General features: G+C 51.0%; 14 protein-coding genes. 7 read left to right on the forward strand and 7 right to left on the reverse strand.

Annotated elements, in window-relative coordinates:
- Positions 1 to 197 precede the first annotated feature (197 nt).
- From DESTI_RS02615 to DESTI_RS02625, 3 genes are read left to right on the forward strand one after another with little or no spacing between them, the layout of a single operon-like run.
- The gene (locus DESTI_RS02615; protein WP_014808416.1) at positions 198 to 917 is read left to right on the forward strand and encodes an ABC transporter ATP-binding protein; all 720 of its coding nucleotides are present in this window, start codon (positions 198 to 200) and stop codon (positions 915 to 917) included.
- Positions 914 to 3,295, forward strand: a complete 2,382-nt coding sequence (locus tag DESTI_RS02620; RefSeq protein ID WP_014808417.1) for an ABC transporter permease — start codon at positions 914 to 916, stop codon at positions 3,293 to 3,295. Before DESTI_RS02615 ends, DESTI_RS02620 begins: the two co-directional genes overlap by 4 nt.
- A gap of 3 nt (positions 3,296 to 3,298) precedes the next feature.
- Complete coding sequence (locus tag DESTI_RS02625; protein ID WP_014808418.1) at positions 3,299 to 4,642, forward strand: efflux RND transporter periplasmic adaptor subunit; 1,344 nt, start codon at positions 3,299 to 3,301, stop codon at positions 4,640 to 4,642.
- 257 nt (positions 4,643 to 4,899) lie between these two features.
- On the opposite strand, the gene recD2 is transcribed toward DESTI_RS02625, so the two are convergent.
- On the reverse strand, positions 4,900 to 7,062 hold the full coding sequence (gene recD2 / locus DESTI_RS02630; protein WP_014808420.1) for an SF1B family DNA helicase RecD2: 2,163 nt from the start codon (positions 7,060 to 7,062) through the stop codon (positions 4,900 to 4,902).
- Between the two features lie 342 nt (positions 7,063 to 7,404).
- Positions 7,405 to 7,893 carry a hypothetical protein gene (locus DESTI_RS02635; protein WP_014808421.1) on the reverse strand — a complete coding sequence of 163 codons (489 nt, stop codon included), beginning with the start codon at positions 7,891 to 7,893 and terminating at the stop codon, positions 7,405 to 7,407.
- A gap of 383 nt (positions 7,894 to 8,276) precedes the next feature.
- Between DESTI_RS02635 and DESTI_RS02640 the strand changes: the two genes are divergently transcribed.
- From DESTI_RS02640 to DESTI_RS02655, 4 genes are all read left to right on the forward strand, one after another.
- Positions 8,277 to 8,834, forward strand: coding sequence for a hypothetical protein (locus DESTI_RS02640; protein ID WP_014808422.1), 558 nt, complete (start codon positions 8,277 to 8,279; stop codon positions 8,832 to 8,834).
- A 577-nt stretch (positions 8,835 to 9,411) separates the two neighbouring features.
- Positions 9,412 to 10,803: a TolC family protein gene (locus tag DESTI_RS02645; protein ID WP_014808423.1), complete on the forward strand. Its 1,392-nt coding sequence runs from the start codon at positions 9,412 to 9,414 to the stop codon at positions 10,801 to 10,803.
- The gene (locus DESTI_RS02650; RefSeq protein WP_014808424.1) at positions 10,784 to 11,881 is read left to right on the forward strand and encodes an HlyD family secretion protein; all 1,098 of its coding nucleotides are present in this window, start codon (positions 10,784 to 10,786) and stop codon (positions 11,879 to 11,881) included. Before DESTI_RS02645 ends, DESTI_RS02650 begins: the two co-directional genes overlap by 20 nt.
- Before the next feature lie 121 nt (positions 11,882 to 12,002).
- Complete coding sequence (locus DESTI_RS02655) at positions 12,003 to 13,157, forward strand: glycosyltransferase family 2 protein (RefSeq protein ID WP_014808425.1); 1,155 nt, start codon at positions 12,003 to 12,005, stop codon at positions 13,155 to 13,157.
- A gap of 613 nt (positions 13,158 to 13,770) precedes the next feature.
- Here the strand turns inward: DESTI_RS02655 and pyk are convergent.
- The 5 genes from pyk to DESTI_RS02680 form a co-directional block, all read right to left on the reverse strand.
- Positions 13,771 to 15,201, reverse strand: a complete 1,431-nt coding sequence (gene pyk, locus DESTI_RS02660) for a pyruvate kinase (RefSeq protein WP_014808426.1) — start codon at positions 15,199 to 15,201, stop codon at positions 13,771 to 13,773.
- A 23-nt stretch (positions 15,202 to 15,224) separates the two neighbouring features.
- Complete coding sequence (glgX, locus tag DESTI_RS02665) at positions 15,225 to 17,333, reverse strand: glycogen debranching protein GlgX (RefSeq protein WP_041286695.1); 2,109 nt, start codon at positions 17,331 to 17,333, stop codon at positions 15,225 to 15,227.
- 101 nt (positions 17,334 to 17,434) lie between these two features.
- Entirely contained in the window at positions 17,435 to 19,114 is a 1,680-nt protein-coding gene (locus DESTI_RS02670) for a hypothetical protein (protein ID WP_014808428.1), read from the reverse strand.
- Between the two features lie 277 nt (positions 19,115 to 19,391).
- Positions 19,392 to 21,401, reverse strand: coding sequence for a PAS domain-containing hybrid sensor histidine kinase/response regulator (locus tag DESTI_RS02675; RefSeq protein ID WP_169316367.1), 2,010 nt, complete (start codon positions 21,399 to 21,401; stop codon positions 19,392 to 19,394).
- Positions 21,402 to 21,822: 421 nt separating this feature from the next.
- Entirely contained in the window at positions 21,823 to 23,184 is a 1,362-nt protein-coding gene (locus DESTI_RS02680) for an IS701 family transposase (protein WP_014808181.1), read from the reverse strand.
- Positions 23,185 to 23,257: the final 73 nt, after the last annotated feature.

Consider the following 23,257-nt stretch of genomic DNA (forward strand, 5'->3'; position numbering starts at 1 on the left):
GTATCGGTACGGGGGTGCCACTGACGAGCACAGGTCAGTGTAGTTCGCATCTTGAATGCAAAATGGTATGAGCCAATATGTGTGGCACTGACGACAATATTGTGCTTTGACTCTGACTGCCGCGAAGGAGCTTAGCGGACGGAAAAGCCTGTGGAGCTATATCGCTTGGATCCGACTGCGCAGGGATGGAGAAAATTGTGACAGAGCCCGATACCACAGTGCTGTATTCCGTGCAATCCGTGAGTAAAGTTTACAAAATGGGGGAAGTGGATGTATGGGCTCTCCGGGAGGCGTCCTTGGAGGTGCTGGATAGTGAATTTCTGATCATTGTGGGTCCCAGCGGATCGGGCAAGAGTACGTTGCTGAACCTCATTGGTGGTATGGATCGCCCGACGTCCGGAAGGCTCCTGTACCTGGGACGAGATCTGTCACAGGCGACTGATGCCGAGCTGACCGAGTTTCGGAGAGATGAGGTGGGGTTCGTGTTTCAGTTCTACAATCTGGTGCCGACATTGACCGCCCTGGAGAATGTCCAGGTTTCCGTGGAACTGTCAGCGGATCCAATGGACGCGGCCGAAGCGCTGCGTATGGTGAATCTCGCAGATAAGGCGGACAATTTTCCGTCCCAACTGAGTGGTGGCGAGCAGCAGCGTGTTGCCATCGCGAGAGCTTTGGCAGGCAACCCTCGATTGCTCCTGTGCGACGAACCCACGGGGGCGCTTGACCTGGAAACGAGCAGACAGGTGCTCGGTTTACTCGCCGGTCTCAGGCGGGATTTTAAAAAGACCGTCATTCTGATAACCCATAACGGTGCCGTAGCGGGTATAGGCCAAAGAGTAGCGATCATCCGGGATGGTACCATCGATTCCATTCGAGTCAACGAAAGGCCGGTTCCGGCTGAAGAGGTTCGGTGGTGAGCCGAGTTCTTACACGAAAACTCCTGAGGGACCTTTGGCAGCGCAGGAGGTCCCTGATAGCCCTCATAGCGATTGTCACCGTTGGCGTGGGCGTGTACGTAACCCTGGCGTCGGTGCACCTGGATCTTGATGGAGCGAGAATCCGCTATTACGACCGCTATCGCTTGTCCGATTTCACGGTGGATGTCAAGCGTGCTCCGGAATGGACCATAGAAGTCGTACGTACACTGCCCAACGTCAAAGAGGCTCGAGGCAGAGTGTACTTGCAGGTGCTGCTGGATCTGAAATCTGCACAGCGGCCGATCCCGGGCGTGGCGCTGTCGATGCCCGGACACAGGGCGGACGTAATTGACGGAATTATGATGCGCTCCGGAGCGTGGTTCTCTTCGGACAATTCGGCAGAGGCCATCCTCGAGCATCAATTTGCCGAAGCAAACCACATCGGCCCCGGCGATCGGATAAAGGTGACATTGCTGGATAAACAGCACAATCTCCTGGTGGTGGGCACTGCTATGTCGCCGGAGTTTGTCTACTTGATTCCTCCAGGCGGAGGCCTGTCACCCGACCCTGCGGGTTACGGAGTTATGTTCCTGCCTCAGAGATTCCTTCAAGACGCCGCGGACCTGAGCGGCGCGTACAATCAGGTGGTGGGACTGGCGGCAGATAATTCCCGTAACGCTCTGGAAGATACACTAAAAGTTATCAAGAGTGAGCTCGATGAATACGGAGTCACCAACACAACTCCAATCCAGGATCAGCCCTCGGCAAGCATTATCAGGGATGAGCTGCAAAACCTTAAAACCACCGCTGCCATATATCCCACCATATTTCTCGGATTTGCAGCATTAATACTGAACATTTTAGTCTCCCGGATGGTGATTCAACAAAGGGTTGTGGTAGGCACTCTGAGAGCTCTGGGGTTTTCCGCCGGAGCTGTCACCAGACATTTCCTGGGCTACGGTCTGATAATCGGGATACTGGGCGGGATCGGTGGATTGGTGTTTGGCTGGTGGCTCCAGAACGCTATGCTCGGGATGTATCGGCAGTTCTTTGCCATGCCCGGGATCGTCGGTCGTTTCCATTGGCACATCCATTTGCAGGGATTGGCCATAGCCGTTGTCTTTGCCTTGTTGGGAGCTTGGAGAGGAAGTCGCAGGGCAGCCGGACTTGAGCCCGCTGAAGCCATGCGTCCTCCGCCCCCTGAAAAGGGAGGCCGGATTCTGCTCGAAAGGATATCGGTTCTCTGGGGCCCTCTTTCATTCCACTGGAAGATGATCTTGAGAGCTGTGTTTCGGAACCCGTTTCGCAGCTCGGTATCTATTCTCGCTGCCGCAGTCGCAACCGCGATCATGCTAACCTCCTTCAGCACGTACGATTCCACGTACTTCTTGATGAACTACCATTTCAAGAAGCTTTCTCACTACGATCTCATCATATCGCTACGCGATCCGAAGGGGATGTCAGCGCGATCCGAGGCTCAGAATTTACCTGGAGTCTCCTTTGCCGAGCCGCAACTGGATGTCTTATGCGATCTGAAGAACGGTCCGTACGAGAAGCGTACTGCCGTGACGGGATTGCCGCCGAAGCATATGCTTTTCACGCCGCTGGATCGGTCGGGCAGGGATCTGGTCGTTCCGGATGAAGGGATAATCCTTACAGAAAAATTGGCCGAGATTCTCCATGTCCACGTTGGGGACAAGATTCGGCTGCGACCGCTCATTGCACGGCGGACCGAGGTTGAGGCTCCTGTGATGGGCGTCGTACATACGTTTCTCGGACTCTCGGCTTACTGCAATCTCCATTATCTGAGCGGGCTTCTCGGCGAGTACCAGGTGACCGGCTCGTTCCTCGTCAAAGAGTACCCCGGAGCGCCGGAGAGGCCTTTGATGAAGCAGATCGGGATCCGACCAGCAGTCACGAGCGTGACCGAGCGGCTTAGGGCGCTCCACCAGATGGAGGCGACCATGGCCCAGTTCATTGGCGCCATGTTCGGCATCACGGTCCTATTCGCGGGTGTCATAGCGTTCGGAAGCCTGCTAAACACTGCTCTGGTTTCGCTGAGCGAACGTGAGCGCGAGGTAGGCACGCTCCGGGTGCTCGGCTACACGTCTGCGCAGGTCGCGAAAATCTTCGCTTGGGAAAGCATCCTTCTCAATGCGGTGGGAACGATCTTGGGGCTGGGCCTTGGAGTGGGACTGGCTCATCTGATCTCGCTGGCGTTTGACACCGAGCTTTATCGTTTTCCCGCTGTCATCCTTCCGTCCAAGGTGTTGATCTCAGTTGCGGCCATGGCCCTGTTCGTCGCAGTGGGCCAACTCATCGTGTACCGAATGATCCGAAGCCTCCCCTGGCTGGATGTGCTCAAAGTGAAGGAGTGAGGCATGTCGTTTTGGCTCACATTATCGTTCAAGTCGTATCGCACGCGACTCATGTGCATTCCGTTGTTGTTGGCATTTCTGATTACGGGCTGCGCCTCACAACCTGTTGTTACTGTCTCGGCTCATCGCGGCAAGATTCAGGAAACGTTCACCGAGCCGGCTCGCACCAGGTTGTCAAGAACGTATCCCATCAGCACCCCTGTGGAAGGCCGCGTCATGAGAATCGCTCTGGAGCCTAAGGACAAGGTTGAACGAGGACAATTGCTGGTGCAGTACGACCTGGTACCTTTCGAGGAAGCGGTAAAAGAGGCTCGAGCGAGGGTTTTGGAGCTCAAGGCGAATCTTGTGGTGCATGACGACAACAGATTAGAGAATACTGCACTGGTGGAAGCCAAATCTGCTATTCAAGCGGCGGAAGAAGCACTCAAAGCGTCTCAGGCTCAGGTGGCTGCGGAGAAAGCACGCTGGGAGCGAGCGGACAAGGAGCTCAAGCGCATGACCCAACTGCTAGCTCAACAGGCTATCCCGCAGACAAAAATGGACGACGTGAGCCTTGCGGCCGAAACAGCGCTGATCGAGCTCAAGCAGCAAGAATTCTATCTCGCTGCCATGAAAGCCATTGTTTTCGCTGTCCACCTAGGGCCTTTGTACGTGACCCGATACCTTGAGAGAAAGGAGCTCGAGCGATCGGCAATCGAGCATCAATTGGCTCAGGCAGCGGCACGCCTTGCCCTGGCAGAGCATAATTTCAAGCTGACGAACGTGCGCTCACCGGTCACTGGGCTTGTGTTGGAGAAGCACGAAGAGGGGGACAGCACTCTGCAGGCAGGGAAGCAGTTGCTCCTGCTGGGTGATCTCAAGGACCTGGAAGTCGTGGCGGATGTGCTCACTCAAGATGCTCTCAGGCTTTCTGCAGGCACTCAGGTTCAGCTCCAGCCCGCCATAGCCGCTGCTTCGATCCCCGGCAAGGTAAAGCGTATAGACCCTTCCGGATTCACCAAACTGTCTTCCCTGGGAGTGGAGCAGCAGCGTGTCAATGTCATAGTCTCATTTGCCGGCGATCATCAGGACCTCGGCGTGGGATACCGGGTGCAGGCACGATTCATAACGGGCTCCAAACCTGACGCGCTGATCGTTTCTCGATTCAGTGTAATGCAGGAGCCGGATGGCTCATACTATGTCCTTAAGGTTGAGGACGGCCGGCTGCAAAAGCAGAAAGTCCAGCTCGGGCTGCGCAATGACCTGGAGCTGGAGATCGTCAGCGGTCTCACGGAGAAAGATGTTATCGTGGCCCGTCCCGATACGACCATGGAAGTAGGCTCGAAGGTGAGCAGCCGAGAACGATAGAATGTCGGTGCGGAGGCCGTCAACACCGACAGTCCTATCCTGAACTCGTACATTATAGCAGATGACAAAATTCCTGACCTTTTGAACACATTGTGCCTTAAATGAATGGTAGGGGCCGGCGTCCCTGCCGGCCCGAACTGGTTGATTTGTACTTGAAAAATGTGCCGGTACGGAGGCACGGCACCTACCAATTGCTGAGAAGTGCTTTTCGCAATTGGACACTGTTTCATACACTTGCTCTAATTCTGGCATTACCCCTAGATCTTCGCCGCAAGATGCGTGAACCGCGGTTCGACGATACGGTTCTCTACAGCCATTTGAAGCGCCTTAAGGCTCCCTATCACCACCACAAGCGATTTTCCTCTCGTAAGAGCGGTGTACAACAAGTTTCTACGCAAAAGCACATAGTGTTGAGTGGTCATAGGAATTATTACACACGGATATTCGCTGCCCTGGGCTTTGTGGATCGTAACTGCATAAGCCAGCGCTATCTCATCCAATTCAGAAATGTGATAGATCACGGATCGGCCGTCGAATTCGATGAGAGCTTCTTCCTCTTCCGTATTGTAGTTTTCGATTCGGCCTATATCTCCGTTGAAGACTTCTTTATCGTAATTATTCCGAGTCTGCATCACCCGGTCGCCGACACGAAACCGATCTCCACGTATTTTGGTCCCGTACGGGTTGAGAACTTCGCGTAATTCACGATTAAGGTTTTCCGTTCCCAAGCTTCCTTTGTGCATCGGGCTGAGAATCTGCAGATCGTTCACCGGATCGAACCCGAAACGTCCGGGGATTCGGTTGCTCACCATTTCTTTTATTAATCGGACACATTCGTCCGGATCGTCTTTCTCGATGAAATAGAAATCCGAAAGCGCATTGGCGTCTCCTGTAGGAGCTGGAAGCAATCCCTGATTGATACGATGCGCATTCATGACGATCATGCTTTCGCTGGCTTGTCTGAACACCGTTTGCAGTCTTACGACGTGAATCTTCCCGGATTCGATGAGATCGCCAAGTACGTTTCCCGGTCCTACCGAGGGTAGTTGATCTGCGTCGCCCACCAGGATCAGCGTTGTCTGCGGATGTATGGCTCCCAGAAGATAGTACATGAGGGAAATGTCTACCATGGACGTCTCGTCCACAACGACTGCCTCTGCTTCAAGAGGCCGTGACGGTCCTCGCTGAAATCCACCCTCAGAAGGCGAATATTCCAGAAGACGATGAACTGTACGCGCTTCCCGACCTGTAGCTTCCGCGAGCCTCTTTGCAGCCCTCCCGGTGGGAGCGCAGAGGAGCACTCGCAACTTCTTGCGCTCCAAAATTTCAATGAGCGATTTGAGCAGTGTTGTCTTTCCTGTTCCAGGACCCCCTGTAACGATCAACACCTTGTATTCGACCACCGCATGCAATGCTTCGCACTGGGCTTCCGAAAGCGTTAACCCCTGCTGCTGCTGAACCCATTGAATTGCAGCGTCGATTTTGATTCCCGGCAGAAACCGGGCTGCAATCATGAGTTCGCGCATATTCCTGGCTACCGCATTTTCTCGTGCAGCCATTGCGGCCAGATACACTCGATCATCGCCTTCGATAACAACGGTCCCTGAAACCGCGAGATTCTCTACGCATTTTTCGAGAGTATGATTATCGATTCCCAGAAGCTCCCGGGATTTTTGCAGAAGCGTGGGCAGCGGATAATAGACGTGACCCTCGGCTTGAGCGGTATCCAACACGTGCAGAATTCCGGCATTCGCCCTTAGAGGGGAACGCATGTCTATTCCGATGCTGCCCGCAATCTTGTCCGCAGATCTGAATCCGATGCCGCGTATATCAGTTGCGAGCACGTACGGATTTTCACTCACTACCCGAGCAGACTTGTTCCCGTATCGCTTGAAAATCTTGTACGCGTACGTGGTGGAAACACCATGGGTCTGGAGAAAGAGCATCACGTCCCTGATGCTTTTCTGCTCGACAAAAGCTTCCGAAATCTTCTCCGCGCGTACGGGACCGATTCCGGGAACATTTCTGAGCTTTTCCGGTTTTTTTTCGATAATGTCGAGCGTCTTTTCCCCAAATACGGCGGTTATGCGTTTCGCCATCTCAGGGCCGATTCCCTTGATGAGATCTGATGAGAGATATTTTTCTATGCCTTGAATCGTGGAAGGCACCCGGGCTTCTGCAGTTTCGAATCTGAACTGTTCGCCGAATTTCTTGTCGAACTCCCATTGTCCCTGAAGCAGGAGAGTCTCACCGGGCCGAGGTTTCGGGAGCAATCCGACAATAGTGACCGGATCTCTCCGACCGCGTACAGTTAATCGTCCTACAATGAACTCACTGGAGTCAGAAGCAAAGACGAGCCTGTCCAGCACCCCTTCAAGAGCAATCGCACGTTCCGCATGTTTTTTCTCATTGCCGGCCATGCATATACCAGTCGATCGTCATGGACTCAGAACCTGCGAAATCAAGCGGAGGTCTTTTTAGCCGTATATCCGATTACTTGCTGGAAAAATTCTCATCCTGCAATTTCCATGATGGGCAGTTTGCCGTGCTTTGGCGTGGTCGGATAAGCTGCTTTGATTTCCGGAACACCGAGTTTTCACCGAACACGTCAACTATACCATCTTTAAGGCATTCTTCAGAATCGTGGTTGATAAAAGCGTGTTGGCATGAATCCAGGGAAAGAACGGAGCTTCAGGCCCAATAAGTACAAAAAAAACGGGGACCGAAGTCCCCGAACTGCAAGGATTGGGGTTAGGGTAGCATTAGTAAAAAATTCCGGTTCCCGAGCCAAAACCCAAAAGGCTCGCGCACAGCTCGAAACAGGGGAGCCCGCCCAGAATTCCACCACTACCGGCCGCTGCGCCATAGCCAGGGCCGCATGCAGGGGGATAAGCCGGTGGATAAGGCTTAGGATAGGCCGGGGGGCAAGGGACAGGGGCAGGAGCAGCATACTTCGGAGGGTACGCAGCCGGAGCATATCTGGGGCCATACGTCGGAGCATACGGCACCGCGGAATTCCCGCCGAGAAGACTGCCGCAAACGAGAAACGGAAGAGCGATAATCCCGCCACATATGCCAGGAATCGGCGCATCGCCCCAGTACGCTGAAGACGGGCCGGCCGCCGGTCCGCACGGTTGGGCAGGATAGCAGGCAGGCGGTGCCATGGGGGCCGGAGGTCCTCCGGCCAAACTCAGGGATGCGGATGTCAGCATCAGAACACAAAGAAACACACTCACAACTCTTTTTACCATTATACCCTCCTTTTATTGAGTCAGCTCTGTAAACAGTAGCGGTCTGCCGTAGGGAAGCACCATCGGGGCAATTCCTATTCGGTTCTGGGGCCCCGAGGTATCATGCCCCTTGAAGTGTGTCAAGCAAAATATTCAAATGTTGGTATGTTAGAGAATAGTTGCCATAACGACAATCAATTAAAAACAACAACATACTGATAGCACAGAATAAAACTACAACCAAATTTGAGAGTGGCACGGTTTTGTCTTGACTCAAAAGGGTTAAGCAGGAATCATAAAGAAGCGCTTGTCCTCCGTGCCGGAACCCGCGCGCTATAGTTGGAAAATCGCTTTTCAGGATTTTTATGCTAGACTTATCAGCTCAGGAATTTGGTGGAGGATTTATGAAGAGGTATTTCAAAGATCTTTTTTTTAAGCTGGAAAATCGCTTAATGCCGATATACGAGCTTGACCGATCTCCTTCTGTAGTCATCGGATCCCCTGTTCCGGCTTCCGGCATGCGATCCGGCAGGTCATGGATTGTGCCTTTTGCACGAATTATGATCGTGGCGATGCTGTTGTGGGCAGTCCCCGGCAGCTCCATGGGGAATGGAATCACTCCGGAGCAGATTTATCAGCCCGAGATAAAATTGAACCATCTCATTGGGACATGGGAAATTTTGCCTGAGAATAACCCCCTGGCAGAAGCAACGAAGACTAATCCCCAGGCTTCTCAGCGCACACTTATGACTCTCAGGGTAGACGGAACCTGCAGAATATTCGATAAAGCGCACCCGGAAGGTTCGGACGGTTTGTGGACTCTCGAAGATCACGCAATGTTTATTACCTTCAAGAGTGCACCGGGAATCGAATTCTACGTGTACGGTGTGAAAGCTGATTTCATGGTCACTCGTAGTCCGATCAAACAAGGCAAAGATCAACTCTGGTCAAAAATAAAATAACGGCACTGCACTATTGCTCGTAGAACAATCGCTATTGACCGAATTTGTCGTGCGTTCGGACGGTCGCATTGCGACCGAATTTTGCCTCGGATTCTTCTGGGATTGCCAAAAACTCTGATGTTTATCCCGTGCTCGAATACACATAGTAATGGGGACCGGCGTCCCAGCCGGTCCATTTGATTGATATGATTGATTATATTGAATATGTGCCGGCACGGAGGCACGGCACCCACCAACATCTATTTTTTAATCGCACACTAATTTTGTCCAATTGCCATAAATTTTTGCAGTGAACTCGCCGCTCCTATAGAATGCCACACAAATCGAACTGAAATCTCTGTCGAGAAGTGAAATGCGGAAAAACGTGCTCTTTTTCTTTGTTGCGGAGAAAGAACAATAATATTGGCTTAAACTCCAAATAGCGAGTCAGGAAAGGAGATTGACATTTCAGTATCGATTGGATATACTTCAGCCAGCCCTAGGGCTGAGTGAAAGTGCTATTTAATAATAGTTCTGTTTCGTTGAATCGAGCCCCATAGAACGATTCTGGAAAGTGGGCTTAGGGTATGGAAATCACGTGGCAAGGTTAATGGCGAGGGCTGTGAAGCAATCCCTTCGTTTTTCAGAAAGGGCTGCCGCTCTCTCTGCGCGAGCGTCATTTCGGCTTGCATGGACAGTCGTTGCAGTCATTTTGTGTACTCTTCTGGCCCCCCAACCCGGATTAACGTCGCCGGGAGGGGAACCCGAGTCGTACGGCCATTTCGATTTTCCCACCTGTGTCCGCTATGCCCTTGTTCATTCAGAGGAATTCCTTAAGAACCGAATAGACATTCAGATGAGATCCATAGACCTGAAGGACTCTCATTCGGAAATCTTTCCCACTATTCAGTTAATTACCCGTTATTATATCGATCGTGCTCAATCCAAGAATGATAACGACACGTCTCACGGCGCCTTGAGCGTGTCGATGTTTATGTTGAACTGGGATATTTACTTGGCTCTTCTGAAAATCAAGTCCCAGTCCATTCTGGTAGATATCGGCCAACTGAGCCATCTGGACAAGATCGGCGAAAATATTACCAATATGGCCAAAATCTTCTACCGCATTTACATTCTAGAGCGCATGATCAAGGCAAAGAAGCAATCCACTGCCTTCCATAAGAGTCGCGTGGATTTCTTCAAAACGCGGTTGGACCAGGGGGCTATCGATACCGTAGATTACAAATATTGGGCGGCTTCCTATCGTGGAGAGGTCCTGAAAGTGAAATCCATGGAAAGGGAGCTTGAAGAGCGCATAGCGAGCCTTAAAACAATCATGGGGTACCACCCGGACTATTATTTGCCGCTGGACACGCGCGACGCCGCAAGTCAGGTCCTGGGCGGATTTAACGGCCAGATGGTGACGTTTGCAGATATTCAATCTGCAAATTTGAGTCTGCAGATATCCGCGAAATACGAGCAACTGCAGTCCAACCGAGTGACCGCGTCATACGTTGCGCTCGTCCCTAAACCGATCATAATTCTGGAGCAAATAGAGAATCAGGTTGACCGCGCATCAGGCTTCAACTTTGCTTTGGGATTCGACTATACGGTGTGGGACGGTTTTCGCAGAGTGCGCGACATCAAGAGACAGAAGCTGAGGGCCATGCAGCTCAAGATAGACCGTGATCAGCTCTCTAAGAAATTGTACGAAAATTTCCGACGCTTCAGAGGTGAAATCGACCTGAGCGGAGAGAGGGTTTCAGTCAACAGGGAGTACGTGAAAACCGCGGAGCTGGTTGAAGAAAGAACACTTATGCAGTACAAAGCAGCTCAGGTCCCATACGATGTTTACATGCAAAAGCGTATAGATAAAATCGAGACGTACTCCAATTCGCTTCTCAGTCTGCAGGAAAGGGTGCAAGCTCTCATCGACCTGGCATCTATTGCGGGAGGTTTAAGCAGGTACAATGCCAGAATCAAATACTGAAAGATCGGGAAGGCGCACCAAGGCGACCGGCGTGCTTTTGGCTATTGCAGTGGCAGTGGGGTCACTGGCACTCGTTGCCCTGACACATGAACCCAAGCGCGCGGATTCGAGTCCCGCGCCGGCCAAGGCGGCCATTGTGCCGCAGCTTGCCGATGCGAAATCCGAAGCGGAAATTATCTTTCGCGGAAAAAGTTTTCCGTCCGTGAGACGAAACGGACTGTTGCACTACAGGAGCATCGTACTGGACGTTAACAGCAACGTAGGAGATCCGGTAACGGAAAATCAGATCCTGGGAAGCTATAAGCTCGAAAAAGACGCTGTCAACCATATTCAAAGAATATTATACCCCGAGGCCATTCTTAATCTGAAGAAAAGCATCGCTGAAAGTAAGCTCAATTTGCAAAAGGTTCGTGAGATCTATTTGCCTTTGAAGAAGGCAGAACTCGAAAGGGTGGAAAAAGAACTTTCCGATGCAAAAGAAATGTTACAAAAGGGAATGGGTTCCAGCAATGCCGTTCAGTTCAAAGAACAACAAGTAAATTCGGCAAAGGGCGGAGTGCAGGAACAGGAAGATGCCATCAAGAATCTTGAGCTGACCTTAACCAGACTCAACGAAGATCTTCGCTTCCAGGAAGGCCGTCAGAAAAGAGACATTGAATACCTGGAATGGCAGAATCAGAGATCCTATGCGGACAAAAGCATTCCTGTGGATGTCGGTTATATCAGGGCCTTGATACCGGGTCGAGTTCTGTGGATTCACCCGGATTTTGAAAAGAATGCAGAACTTCCTGCCGGCGCACATGTGGTAACAGTCGCGCCCACAGACAGTATGGTTGTGAGATGCAGGGTTCACGAATTGGATCTGGTGAAGCTCAGGGCGGGAGACAAGGGCACCGTAACATTCGATGCTATCCCGGAGAAGAAGTATGCCTGCAGAATTAGCAGACTCTCGTGGGTGAGCAGAAATCCTGCATTGGAGGTCCCGGCGGACTACGATATAGAATGCGTGCTGGAAAATCCTGATGACAGTCTCAAGGATGGATTGACCTGCAATGTTAAAGTCACTGTAAAACAATAGCAAACCTGATTCGGAATCCAACCCCTACGATTACGATTGATGTAGACCGACGTTGTCGAATATGGTGTGGCCGTTTTTCTAGCGTTGGCACTTGAAACGGCTCGAATCCCGTGACTTCCATATGATTCTCTGGTTCATCATAACTGCAGTCCCACTGACTTTCCTAGCTCTCTACGGCCTCATAAAATCCAGTTTTGTCAAGCCCGTGTACGATTTGAAATCCGGACCTTTTCCGTTCGTGGAAATTCTCATTCCCATCAAAGGCATATTTCCGGATCAGAAGACTGTCTTGGAAGGTTTTCTGAACCAGGATTATCCTGACTATCGTGTTGCTTTTCTCATTGAAGACGATCGAGATCCCGCTGCCGGACTTCTCCAGGAATTGGCAATGCAGTACGATAATTGTACGATCGTGGTGAGCGGCATTGCTACCGACTGCGCTCAGAAGAATTTCAATCTGGTCGCAGGATTGAAACAACTCCAACGAAAAACGGAAATCGTGATCTTCTGCGACAGCACTAATGAACCTGACACAAACTGGCTGGCCCGCTTCACCTATCACTTGCGCCACGGCAAGGCGCAGGCCGTGACGACATTCAGGCAGTTCAGGCCGAACCCTGAAACAATAGGCGGAGTATCTCAGGCAATCTATGGCTCTTTTGTGCTGACACTTGTGTTGCTTAATCCCAAGCCCTGGGGAGGCGGTACTGCAATTCGGCGGGAAATCCTGGACCGGTTGAATGTTGCTGAAGTGTGGTCGCAAACGGTTGTCGACGACCTGGTCCTCGGGAATCTCCTGGAACGCAACAAAATCGGCATTTATATGGATTCAGCGAGCATGCTTGTTTCCCCGCTGAGAAATCAGACAGTGGGTGGATTTCTCGCGTATTTGGATCGTCAGATTCTATTTCCCAAGTTCACCAATCCGGGCATCTGGTGCGCTACACTGCTGATTCACCTTAATCTGACGGTCGCTATCGTGGTGAGTACTGCAGTTCTCCTGCTGTCTTTTGCCGGCTTATGTTCGTTTACGTCCGGTTTGGCATCGGCGATCTTTATGATGGGCGTCAGTCTCATCGGGTTCCTTCTTTGGAGGTTCAGTTCTTCGTCAATTTCGCTCAAAGCCTGGATGGTAGCTTTCTTGCCATGTATCTTTCTGAGCGCGGGGGTCTTTCTTCGTTCTATTTTCAGGAACTACATTGATTGGCACGGCCGGAGATATTACCCGGGAAAGGGCGGTCGAGTGCTGAGGATCAGCGTGATCGATCCTTCATGATAAGTTTTGTTGATGGTTTATGCTATTTCGCAGTTATGCACATAAGATAGCCAAGGCTGGGGTGTCCTGGATTCTCCGGACGCGTACGCCGGATCGTACCCACTTGTCAGGTAATTCACAGATATCTCCGCACTTGCAATGGGTTATAATCAGGATGGAAACCTGCTACTGAAGTAATACCTGGGATGCGAGCACGGTAAGAGTGATGGTCGTAACGCCCAAAGCAGCTATAGCAGACACTAATATGGCGCACAGCACGAGATTTCTATTCACGATCATACCCTCAAATAAAAAGTCGATATTTGAATTATACCACAGGAATGACTTTTTGGGCCAGAAAATAATAATTTTATAATGTAGTCCTTGAGATCACAGCCATTTTAGGCTGCAACCGACCCGTAAAGACCGGATGGATCGCTTCACCAATGTGCTTTCATACAGGGGATATTAAGAGGTATGTTTTGGGCCGGTCCCGCCTAATCTCCTCCGCTACGAACGGCACGGCCTGACTTCGCTTTGGAGACATGGCGAGACCGGATTTGCTCCCGTCGGTGGCGGGATTACTTCATTGAACGCTCATTGGTATCATGCTTGGGAACTTACGCTTGCACTCTCAAGATTCGGCGATCTTCACAATTTCCATGCGGTGGTTTGCCTCGGGATGTTTTGTTGAAGGACCTTCAGTGAAGACGACCAGATCGCCTTCTATCCCGTTTTTCTGGAGCCAATCGCGAGCGAATGTGTTCCAATCTTCAGGGTGATCTGGCTCATGTATGGGATATACCCCATAAGAGAAGAGAAGCTGCTGGCATGTTATATCCTGAGTGCTTACTGCGGTGATCCACATGGGATATCTGAAACGCGTAATGCTGCGGGCCGATGCGCCGCTTCTGGTCGGGATTATGACTGCGGCCGGGCACACCGCCTCCACTGCTGTTGTGACAGTGAGTGCGAGAAGATCGCGCGGACTGATTCCCCCGCGCCTTTCATAGTTTCGTAGTTTGTCCCGAACAGCTTTCGAAGGCCTTTGAGGTTCAATTGCGGCTGCGATTTTTGCCAGCATGCGAACCGATTCCACCGGATATTTTCCCAGAGCCGATTCTCCTGAGAGCATGACGCAATCTGTTCCATCAAGAATGGCATTGGCTACGTCCGTTGCTTCTGCACGGGAAGGACGAGGATTGAACGTCATGGATTCGAGCATCTGTGTTGCTGTGATAACAGGTTTGGCTCGTAGATTGGCTTTGCCGGTCAGATTCTTCTGCACGAGAGCGATTTCCTCGATAGGGATTTCCACTCCAAGATCGCCGCGGGCAATCATTATTCCGTCCGCAGATTCCAGTATTTCATCGATATTGTTAAGTGCTCGTGCTCGCTCGATCTTGGCGATAATGAAAGGAACGCGACCCAGCTCTTCGGCGGCTTTTCGAACTGCATCGAGGTCTGCTCGATTTTCGACAAATGATTGACTGACTGCGTCCACTCCGTTTTCCAGGGAGAATTTGAGAATCTCGTAATCCACATCAGTGAACGCGCTAATACCCAGATGAATGCCAGGCAAGTTCAGGCCTTTCTTTGAGCGCAATTCTCCACCGACAACCACCTGACAAACGATATCGGTTCCGCGTATCTCCACGACTTCCAGTTGGATGATTCCATCGTTCAGGAATATCGTGTCCCCGGGAGTCACCACAATATTCAGCGTAGGCATGTTCACGGAGATCAGCTTCTCGTTTCCCAGCACATTTCGCACGGTCAACGTGAATGAATTACCCGATTTTAACTCTATAGGCTCATGCTCGAGGACTCCCACGCGAATTTTGGGTCCGGGGAGATCCGCCATGATGGCAACTCGAATGCCGGTCGCCTTGCTTGCTTCGCGTATTTTGCGGATATTGTCGCCATGATACCGGAAATCTCCATGTGAGAAGTTCAATCGCGCTATGTTCATTCCGGCAATGATCATTTTTTCCAGCATTTCAGGAGAATCGCAGGCAGGTCCTATCGTACATACAATTTTCGTCTTATTCCGCGGAAGCAACATCGGTTCACCTTTTCACGTGCAGATTAGACGTTCCGACTGGTGGAACGGCTTTCCAGCACGACGATACTATGCGGTTGTACAATATAGTACTCTGATTTTACGGAATGCTGATCGTTCGGCTCCGCAACCTCTTCAGGAGAGCGTCTCCACGTATCTACAGCTCTGTACCATGTCAACCCGGAAAGGGGAAGAATACCCATTCGGAGAGGTTCATCCGACATGTTGAGCATCACATGAAGGTCTTCTTCTCCATCTTTAAGTCCGGCAAGCGTAAAGCCGAGTGCCCGTGAGTCAAAATTTCCCCATTCTGGTTCATTGAGTCCGGTCCCGTGCCAGACGATATCAGGGATCCGAGCACTGGCACATTTGGTTCCCGTAAGAAAACGGACACGTTTCAGACTTGGATGCCTGTTTCTGAACGCTATCATCATTGTAACAAAGCGAAGCATATCCTTGTTTTTCTCGACCAGAGACCAATCAAACCAGCTCGTGGGATTGTCCTGACAATACGCATTATTATTTCCGTGCTGCGATCTCAGCACCTCGTCTCCTGATAGGAGCATAGGAATGCCCTGGCTCAGCATGAGTACTGTAATAAAATTCTTCACTTGGCGTAATCGTAATAATTGTATTTGTGGATCGTCGGTGGGGCCTTCGTGCCCGCAATTCCAACTCAGGTTGTGGTCCGTTCCGTCCCGATTGTCTTCACAATTCTCAATATTATGTTTCCGGTTGTAACTGACCAGATCTGCGAGTGTGAATCCGTCATGACAGGTCACGAAATTCGTGCTGTTAATCGGCAGTCTTCCTGAAGCTGCGTAGAGGTCGCTACTTCCGCTCAATCTGGTTGCCACGTCACCAATGATCCCTTTATCGCCTTTGATAAATCTCCGAATTACATCTCGATACTTTCCGTTCCACTCGGCCCACCGAAAACCGGGAAACGCTCCAACCTGATAAAGGCCTCCGGCGTCCCATGCTTCGGCAATTATGGGGATTTCAGCCAGGATCTCGGAAAATTCGATGCTCCACACCACCGGAGCATGTTCCATGGGCGTCCCATCCACCCCCCGGGTAAGGACACTTGCCAGGTCGAAACGGAACCCGTCCACATGCATTTTCCTCACCCAATATTCCAGACACTGAAGAATGAAAATTGACACGAGCGGGTGATTGCAATTCAGGGTATTGCCGCATCCGGTGAAGTCCAGGTAAACGCTCCGGTCTCGCGGGTCCAGGTGATAGAAAGATTCGTTACTGAATCCCTTGAAATTGATAGTCGGCCCGTCTGCACCTCCTTCAGCAGTGTGATTCAGCACAACGTCAAGGATTATGCCAATATCGGCTTTGTGGAGAGCCTTGACCATATCTCTGAATTCTGTCACCCCGTTTTCGGGGGAAACACAGTATCCAGGATGTGGGCTGAAGAAACTGTGGGTGGAGTATCCCCAAAAATTGCGAAGCCCCAGTTCGAATGCACAATCGGGCAGATCCTGGGGATCGAACGCCATCACAGGCATAAGCTCTACGTGAGTTATGCCAAGGTCTTTCAGATACGGAATTTTTTCGATAATTCCCAAAAAAGTCCCCGGATACTTTACGTTGGATGACGGGTGCCGGGTAAAACCGCCCACGTGCATTTCATAGATGATGGTATCTTCAACCGGCTTTACGAGAGGCGAATCATCTTCCCAGTCGTAACTGTTCGAAACAACCGCGGCCCGAATCGGTCTCGCAGTCGGGTCCTTAGCTTTGGCTTTCCGACGATCCCAAAGACAATCGGAAACAGCTACAGCCCAGGGGTCCACCAACTCCACACTCCCATCGAATCTGCATCCGGATTGTGCGGTATCCGAAGGGCCATCCATGCGCCAGGTGTAATAGGTGTTTTCCGGAAGTTTTTCCACGAACACATGCCAGAAGAAATACGTTCTATTTGTTCCGGGATCGAGTTTTATTATCTGAAACGGCTTCGATCCATCTGGCGAATCATAGAGCAGCAGCTCTGCCGATTCCGCTCTGCGACTGAACACGGAAAAATTCGTGCCCTCAATGCTGAAAGTAGCCCCGGTGGGATACCGCGAGCCCGGCTTTGTTCTGTACACCCTGTTTTCCTTATCTGAGACGTTCATGAGATGATTGTGCAAGTTTTGCAAGAAAATACGCATTCGGCAGAGGCAAAACGAACAGATTCTTTTCACCTCATTTCATGTGCGTTCAATTCGCCCGAATATTACGGGAACAACACGTAAAAGTGTCTGGTGTTGTCCACGCGAACCCAGCCTTCATCGCTGAGATCCGCATATTCGGAACCCTGCCCGATGACGGCATTGATTCCTGCGGTTTTCATGGCATCGATTGCCCGGGATCGTTCATCCCGTGTAGCGGACAGGAATTGCGCGCGGTCAAGAGCTTCGGCCGTGATCTTGATCTCCGCCAACCTTCCCCAGTACCAGAGGGGCAAGCCGATTATTCCCAGTTGTGAATTTTTGGCAATACCTTTCTCCGAGAGGAATGTGCTTACAGCGACCATATCGGAATAGACTTCCTGAAACGAGGGCTTTTTTGCTCCAAAAGACATGCCGCGAATCGTTTGGTCTACAACAGTATTGCCGATGAACCCGAGAACGGTCAGAGTCAATACAATGGACGGGATGAACGCGTACCGTGAAGCTGCAGTATTCGCCGGATTCCAGCGAGCAGACATGAACAGAGCAGCAAATCCAAGGAACAGAAACGCTGCGAGATATCTCATTTCGACGTGAACCAGGCAATAAAGGCCTATTCCAGCAACCGAAACGGCCAAGAGGATAAACGGCGTGGAAGGAGGAAAGATCTTTCCGAATCTCAGACCTCCGAGTCTCCAATGCGCCACAAGCCATAAGCCTGTCAACAAAAACAGCCAGGGACTATCCCATACTATGTCTCGGACATGTCCAGGTACGACACCCAACAAAGCAGAAACCGTTACTGCCGGTTTTATTCCGAGATTCCAATAGCACAAATCGAAACCTGCGGGACGCGTGCACGAAACAAAAGGATCGGTGGCGTAAAACAGCACGTGCGGAATCGTGCTCAATTCCTGTGGGGGATGCTCGAGAAACCCGGTTCCGGCAATCAACGTTGCATAACAGAAGCTCCCCACTTCTCCATAGGTGAACCGCCCGATACTCATGGACAGTGGAACAATCAATACCGAACTGACGATCAGCATCGTAAGGGCAGCTACTATAGTGCGAGGAGCAGCTTTCTTGAATGATCCTGAAACTGCAGCGGCAAGCACGAAAAAGACCGCGGAAAACGGAAAGAAGAAAGATTTGAAAAGGTATGCTATCCCGGAAAACAGCCCCAGGAGAAAGAAATTGCCGTACGGTTCCGGATTGTCCCGGATCCGGAGGATCAAGCTTACGATGGCCGTCACAAGGGCCAAGACCATCATTTCAGGGGCAACGAGTCTCAGCTTTACCCAATTGAGCGCCGCAAACAAAAAGATGCTGTAGCATAAGGCGGAGATGACGAAGAAGGGCAGGGGTTGCTCACGCTCGAAACCGACGCGTTTCCAGTTCTTTCCCAGTCGAGCGAGAAACGCATCGCATGAGATCATTGCAACCAACAAAGAAGCAAAATTCACTATCTTGAGCAACGGGAGTTCATTGGAACGGTTCGTATCCAAGAGAATCTGGCCCAATCCCAGAAGAAAGGCATAACCAGGACTCTCGGTCAGGTTAACGAGACCTGCCCAGTTTCCGTTCCTGAGGGCTTCTCCCATTTCGATATAGTTGATCCCGTCTCCATTCAGGTAGAAACGGGTAGTGTAGGTGAGAAAACTGCCTGCACAAATACCGATCAGCCAAAAGGCGATTCTGATCCGGGTCTGCCATGCGCTGGAAAAGGAGAGATCTTGAAGTGCCACTATTCCTGAATTATCCGTGTCGTTTTTTCCGGTAGAAACGGTGGCAGTCTTTTAGCATGCAACCACCCTTTGTGAAAAGGGCATTCTAGCAGCTATGCGTATCTATTCAGTCATTCGTGGGTAAAATGGAATTGCGAGCTCCGGAGGAGCGAACCAACAGTAGCCACGGGTGAAGCCCGTGGAACAGAGCGTCCATAATGTCTGATAGACGACCCTGGCGGGGTCGCCTCTCCGGGGCATTCATCGTATGCCGCACAGAAGTGAATGCTTACCACTGCTATGCCTCACCATCGATCACTTTACTCAGAGTTTCGCTGATTTCTTTGATAGTGTACGGTTTACCTACGACTCCTTTAAAACCGTACGTAAGATAATCGGCCATTATGGGATCGTTTGAGTACCCGCTGGAAACAATCGACTTCACATTCGGATCGATTTCCAGCAGTTTTTCCAGGGTGCGACGTCCCCCCATTCCTCCCGGCACCGTAAGATCGAGAATGACCGCCTCGAACGGATTGCCGGATTCCATGGCCGCCTTGTACAATTCCATTGCTCTCAGGCCGTCCTCTGCTACTTCAATCTCATATCCCAGATAAGTTAGTAGCTCCGTTGCAAGTTCCCGGATTATGGCTTCGTCGTCCATAAGCAATACCCGGCCCTTACCTGCGGGAATATGCTCTGTTTGATTCTCGAGGGGAGCCGCGGCAGGTTGAGTCGAAGCAGGGAGGAATACGTGGAAAGCGGTTCCTGATTCGGGATGAGATTCCACCGTAATCAGGCCGTCATGATTGCGCACGATGGAATAAGATGTGGCCAATCCTAGGCCGCTTCCCATTTTTTTCGTGGTGAAATAGGGGTCGAATATTCTCGGCAGGATCTGCTCCGGAATGCCCACACCACTGTCACGGATGCATACTTTCACGTAACAGCCGGAGGTCAGAGGAAGCCCGGAATTTTGAATCACATGGGCATTTTCCGCCGAAATGCACACAATTCCGCCCTGCGGCATAGCGTGATCTGCATTGATAATGAGATTATTCGTCACCTGACTGATTTGCGCCTCGTCAGCCTCTACAGTCCACAGATCGTTCGGTATTGAGAATTCCGGCCGTACGTTAGAGCCACGGAGTGAGAACAGAGCCGCTTCTTTCAGAATACCTGCAATTTGAACCACTTTCTTGACGGGAACGCCGCCTTTCGCAAATGTGAGTAATTGGATCGTAAGACCCTGGGCCTGAATACAAGCCCTCTCAGCTTCCTGTAGTCTCTTTGCAGTCTTGTCTTCAGGTCCGCAATAGAGTTTTGCCAGAGAAATGTTCCCGAGAATCGCGGTTAAGATATTGTTGAAATCGTGTGCAATTCCTCCCGCCAGGATTCCGAGGGATTCCAGTTTGTCCATCTTGATAAGTTCGTCTTCCATTTGCCGACGGGCGGAAATGTCATTTGCAAAAATGAGAACTGCGGGCCTCCCTTCCCACGTGATCGTCACCGCGTTGATCTCCAGCCATTTTGAAATACCATGCTTATCAATCATACGGAAATTGTGGTGAGTGGAAGATTCCGGCGACTCCAGTCCGCGGCGGTACAATTCAGCCATTCTGGCACGATCCGCGGCATGAATAAGGTACAGAAAAGGTTTGGTGAGGAGTTCCGCTTCCGAATACTTGGACATTCTCATCGCTTTGGGATTCACGAAACGCAAATGCCCGTCCTGCGCAACGAGAATCGCTTCGTTGGCATTCTCCACCACACGCCTGTATTTTTCTTCGGATTCCCGCAAGGCCTGCACTGCACGTTTTCTGTCTGTAACATCGGCTACATTGCCTAATTCCTCTTTACCGTTGCGAGCATCGGTAACGGTGGAATGAATCTCCAGCCATTTTATTCGACCGTCGGCACACCGTACCCGTACCTGCGCGCTGCGCGTGGAACGATCGTCTGCAATCAAACATTTGTCGTCAGGATAGACGAAATCGAGAAAACGTCTGCCGATCAGTTGATCTACGGAATATCCCAGAATGCGTGCGAGCGTGTTGTTGACGTATGTGAGAACTCCGGAGCGACTGAGATATATTCCCGTGAGCGAATTTTCCACGAGCTGTCTGTATCGCTTTTCTTTCTTTCTCAGAGCGCGTTCGGCTTTCTTTCTGTGCGAGATCTCAAGCGCAAGCTGTTTATTGATTGTCTCCAATCGAGAGGTTCGTTCATAAACTCTCTTTTCAAGCTCATCCTGCACTGATAGCAAATTGTCTTTTTTGTCCACGCGGGGTTTCGATTCATCGAACATGATATTGAGGTCACCCATCGGTACATAGATTTACAGTCGACAGTGCTCACAACAAACGGTTCACAGCAATCCGGCGCAACACCCGTCAAACCTGACTCAAAACCCTGATCCGACCACCAATTTACTGCTCCTAAGTATTCAGGTCAAAGCCATTTAGAGATGCCGATAGCAATTCGATCGATTTGAATCGTGTTTTTCTCTGACGACAAATCGACCTATAGGCGTTGCATATATAGCTGTTATCGAAAGTCTTGACGGAATCCAATGCCTGTAATGGGAAGAATCAGTAGCGCCGGCGTCCCTGCCGGCGAGAACTTATTGATTTGTTTGGTGAATTGTTCGCCGGCACGGAGGCCGGCGCTACCAATTGCTGGGAACTGCTCTTCACAATCCGTGATTACTTTCGAGAATCGGTATAATTCTATAGTTTCGCGATTCTTGCATGGTCGAGTCCGCGCGTGGAGCGCGGGCCGTTGAGTTTTTCGAACTTATTGATTCGGCTGGCTTTCGAATAAATTCTCAGCGAGAAATGACTCCTTCGAGCTGCTGCCAGCATGTCTGAAAAGGTGAACGACTTTTTCCGGCAGTACCAGGGAGCCGGGTCGGCAACGAGGTTCTTTGCAGTGACGAATTGCCCAACGAACCAAAGCACTACAAAGCAGTAGGCCCAGTAAGCAAACATAGGGGCACGGGTTACCGAGGTCTCTTTCCGACACTGAGGTTCAGCCGCACCCAGGAGGTTCTTGGTCTCTCGATTGGTCATCTCAATGCTAAAGCGTGCAGCGTAGCGCTCGATAATCTGCTGTGGTGCAGCCTGAGGGTCCGTATCGAAAAACACCATATTGGCATGGTGGCCGGCCGGGTCATGGCACAACACGATCGAAAGAGGCTGTTGCCCTGCGCTATGATACCATAGCGCCGTGAACTGATGTATCAGGAGCTTAGTTTGTTTTCCATAGCAGAAGACCCTAATCTCATTCCACCCCAGATTGGGGTCCTGGAACATCGTTTCCAGGGAGGGCAGTCGAGCGCCTCTCTTGCGAGGTCTGCCCATCACTGTAAATGGAGCAGGTTCCAGCACAGCGAACAAAGCTGCATCCTTTCTCAGCCTCCCTGTAATGTGCACATTCTTGGGTCGTGCTTTGAGGATGGTATCGCAGCAGTATCCCAGGTCGAACACAATTCTCAGTCTTTCTCCCTCTTGGAGCCATGAATGAGTCAGATTTATAAGATCCAATCCAAGTTCGGGTTTTGTCTTGTAGGGCAGGCTCTTGGGATTAAACTTGGCCTTTGGCGGCCACCAAAGGCGGGCAGCGTATGGCAGACAAAACATGCGATCGCTGATGCCGGGAAGGCGAATCGCCAGTCCTATGATGACAAAGCACACTCCATACCCCTTTTGCTTAGTATGCTTTGGGAGTGAACCATCATGCTGCCAGCCCGCGCCACAGATCTTCTTGCCAGTGTGCTTGTTCAAGGTGTCGTCAATCACCACAAGGATCTCGATCCCTTCTGCAATCAGCGTTTCTACCAACATTCTGAAGACGAAATAGGAGACAAAGTCAGTCTCCCATCGTCCCTTGCCGAGGAATCGGTAGATGCTGGCGAAGTGCTTGGATTCATGGAGTCTCATGGTCAGAATCACCTGGCTGATAGTGTGCTTGCCCATAGTGAGCACCCAACCGACCACCAGCGCAACGAAGATACGGAAACTCGGTGCGCTGAAACACGCTCTGAAATGAATCTCGTCAATCCCGAACGGATCTGGTATAGATCTCTTCAACTGGCGTTCCTCCTTCCCAGAATCTTTACACAAAACCGGGTATGTGCGGAACGCCTTATTTTTTCAAGGATTA

It is taken from the genome of Desulfomonile tiedjei DSM 6799, from assembly GCF_000266945.1.
Classification (GTDB): Bacteria; Desulfobacterota; Desulfomonilia; order Desulfomonilales; family Desulfomonilaceae; genus Desulfomonile; species Desulfomonile tiedjei.

What these genes read in the sequence shown, in the direction of transcription:
- glgX (WP_041286695.1), bottom strand. Translation starts at nt 17,333, where the DNA reads ATGAACGTCTCAGATAAGGAAAACAGGGTGTACAGAACAAAGCCGGGC.
- DESTI_RS02650 (WP_014808424.1), top strand. Translation starts at nt 10,784, where the DNA reads ATGCCAGAATCAAATACTGAAAGATCGGGAAGGCGCACCAAGGCGACC.
- pyk (WP_014808426.1), bottom strand. Translation starts at nt 15,201, where the DNA reads ATGTTGCTTCCGCGGAATAAGACGAAAATTGTATGTACGATAGGACCT.
- DESTI_RS02640 (WP_014808422.1), top strand. Translation starts at nt 8,277, where the DNA reads ATGAAGAGGTATTTCAAAGATCTTTTTTTTAAGCTGGAAAATCGCTTA.
- DESTI_RS02635 (WP_014808421.1), bottom strand. Translation starts at nt 7,893, where the DNA reads ATGGTAAAAAGAGTTGTGAGTGTGTTTCTTTGTGTTCTGATGCTGACA.
- DESTI_RS02675 (WP_169316367.1), bottom strand. Translation starts at nt 21,401, where the DNA reads ATGTTCGATGAATCGAAACCCCGCGTGGACAAAAAAGACAATTTGCTA.
- recD2 (WP_014808420.1), bottom strand. Translation starts at nt 7,062, where the DNA reads ATGGCCGGCAATGAGAAAAAACATGCGGAACGTGCGATTGCTCTTGAA.
- DESTI_RS02625 (WP_014808418.1), top strand. Translation starts at nt 3,299, where the DNA reads ATGTCGTTTTGGCTCACATTATCGTTCAAGTCGTATCGCACGCGACTC.
- DESTI_RS02655 (WP_014808425.1), top strand. Translation starts at nt 12,003, where the DNA reads ATGATTCTCTGGTTCATCATAACTGCAGTCCCACTGACTTTCCTAGCT.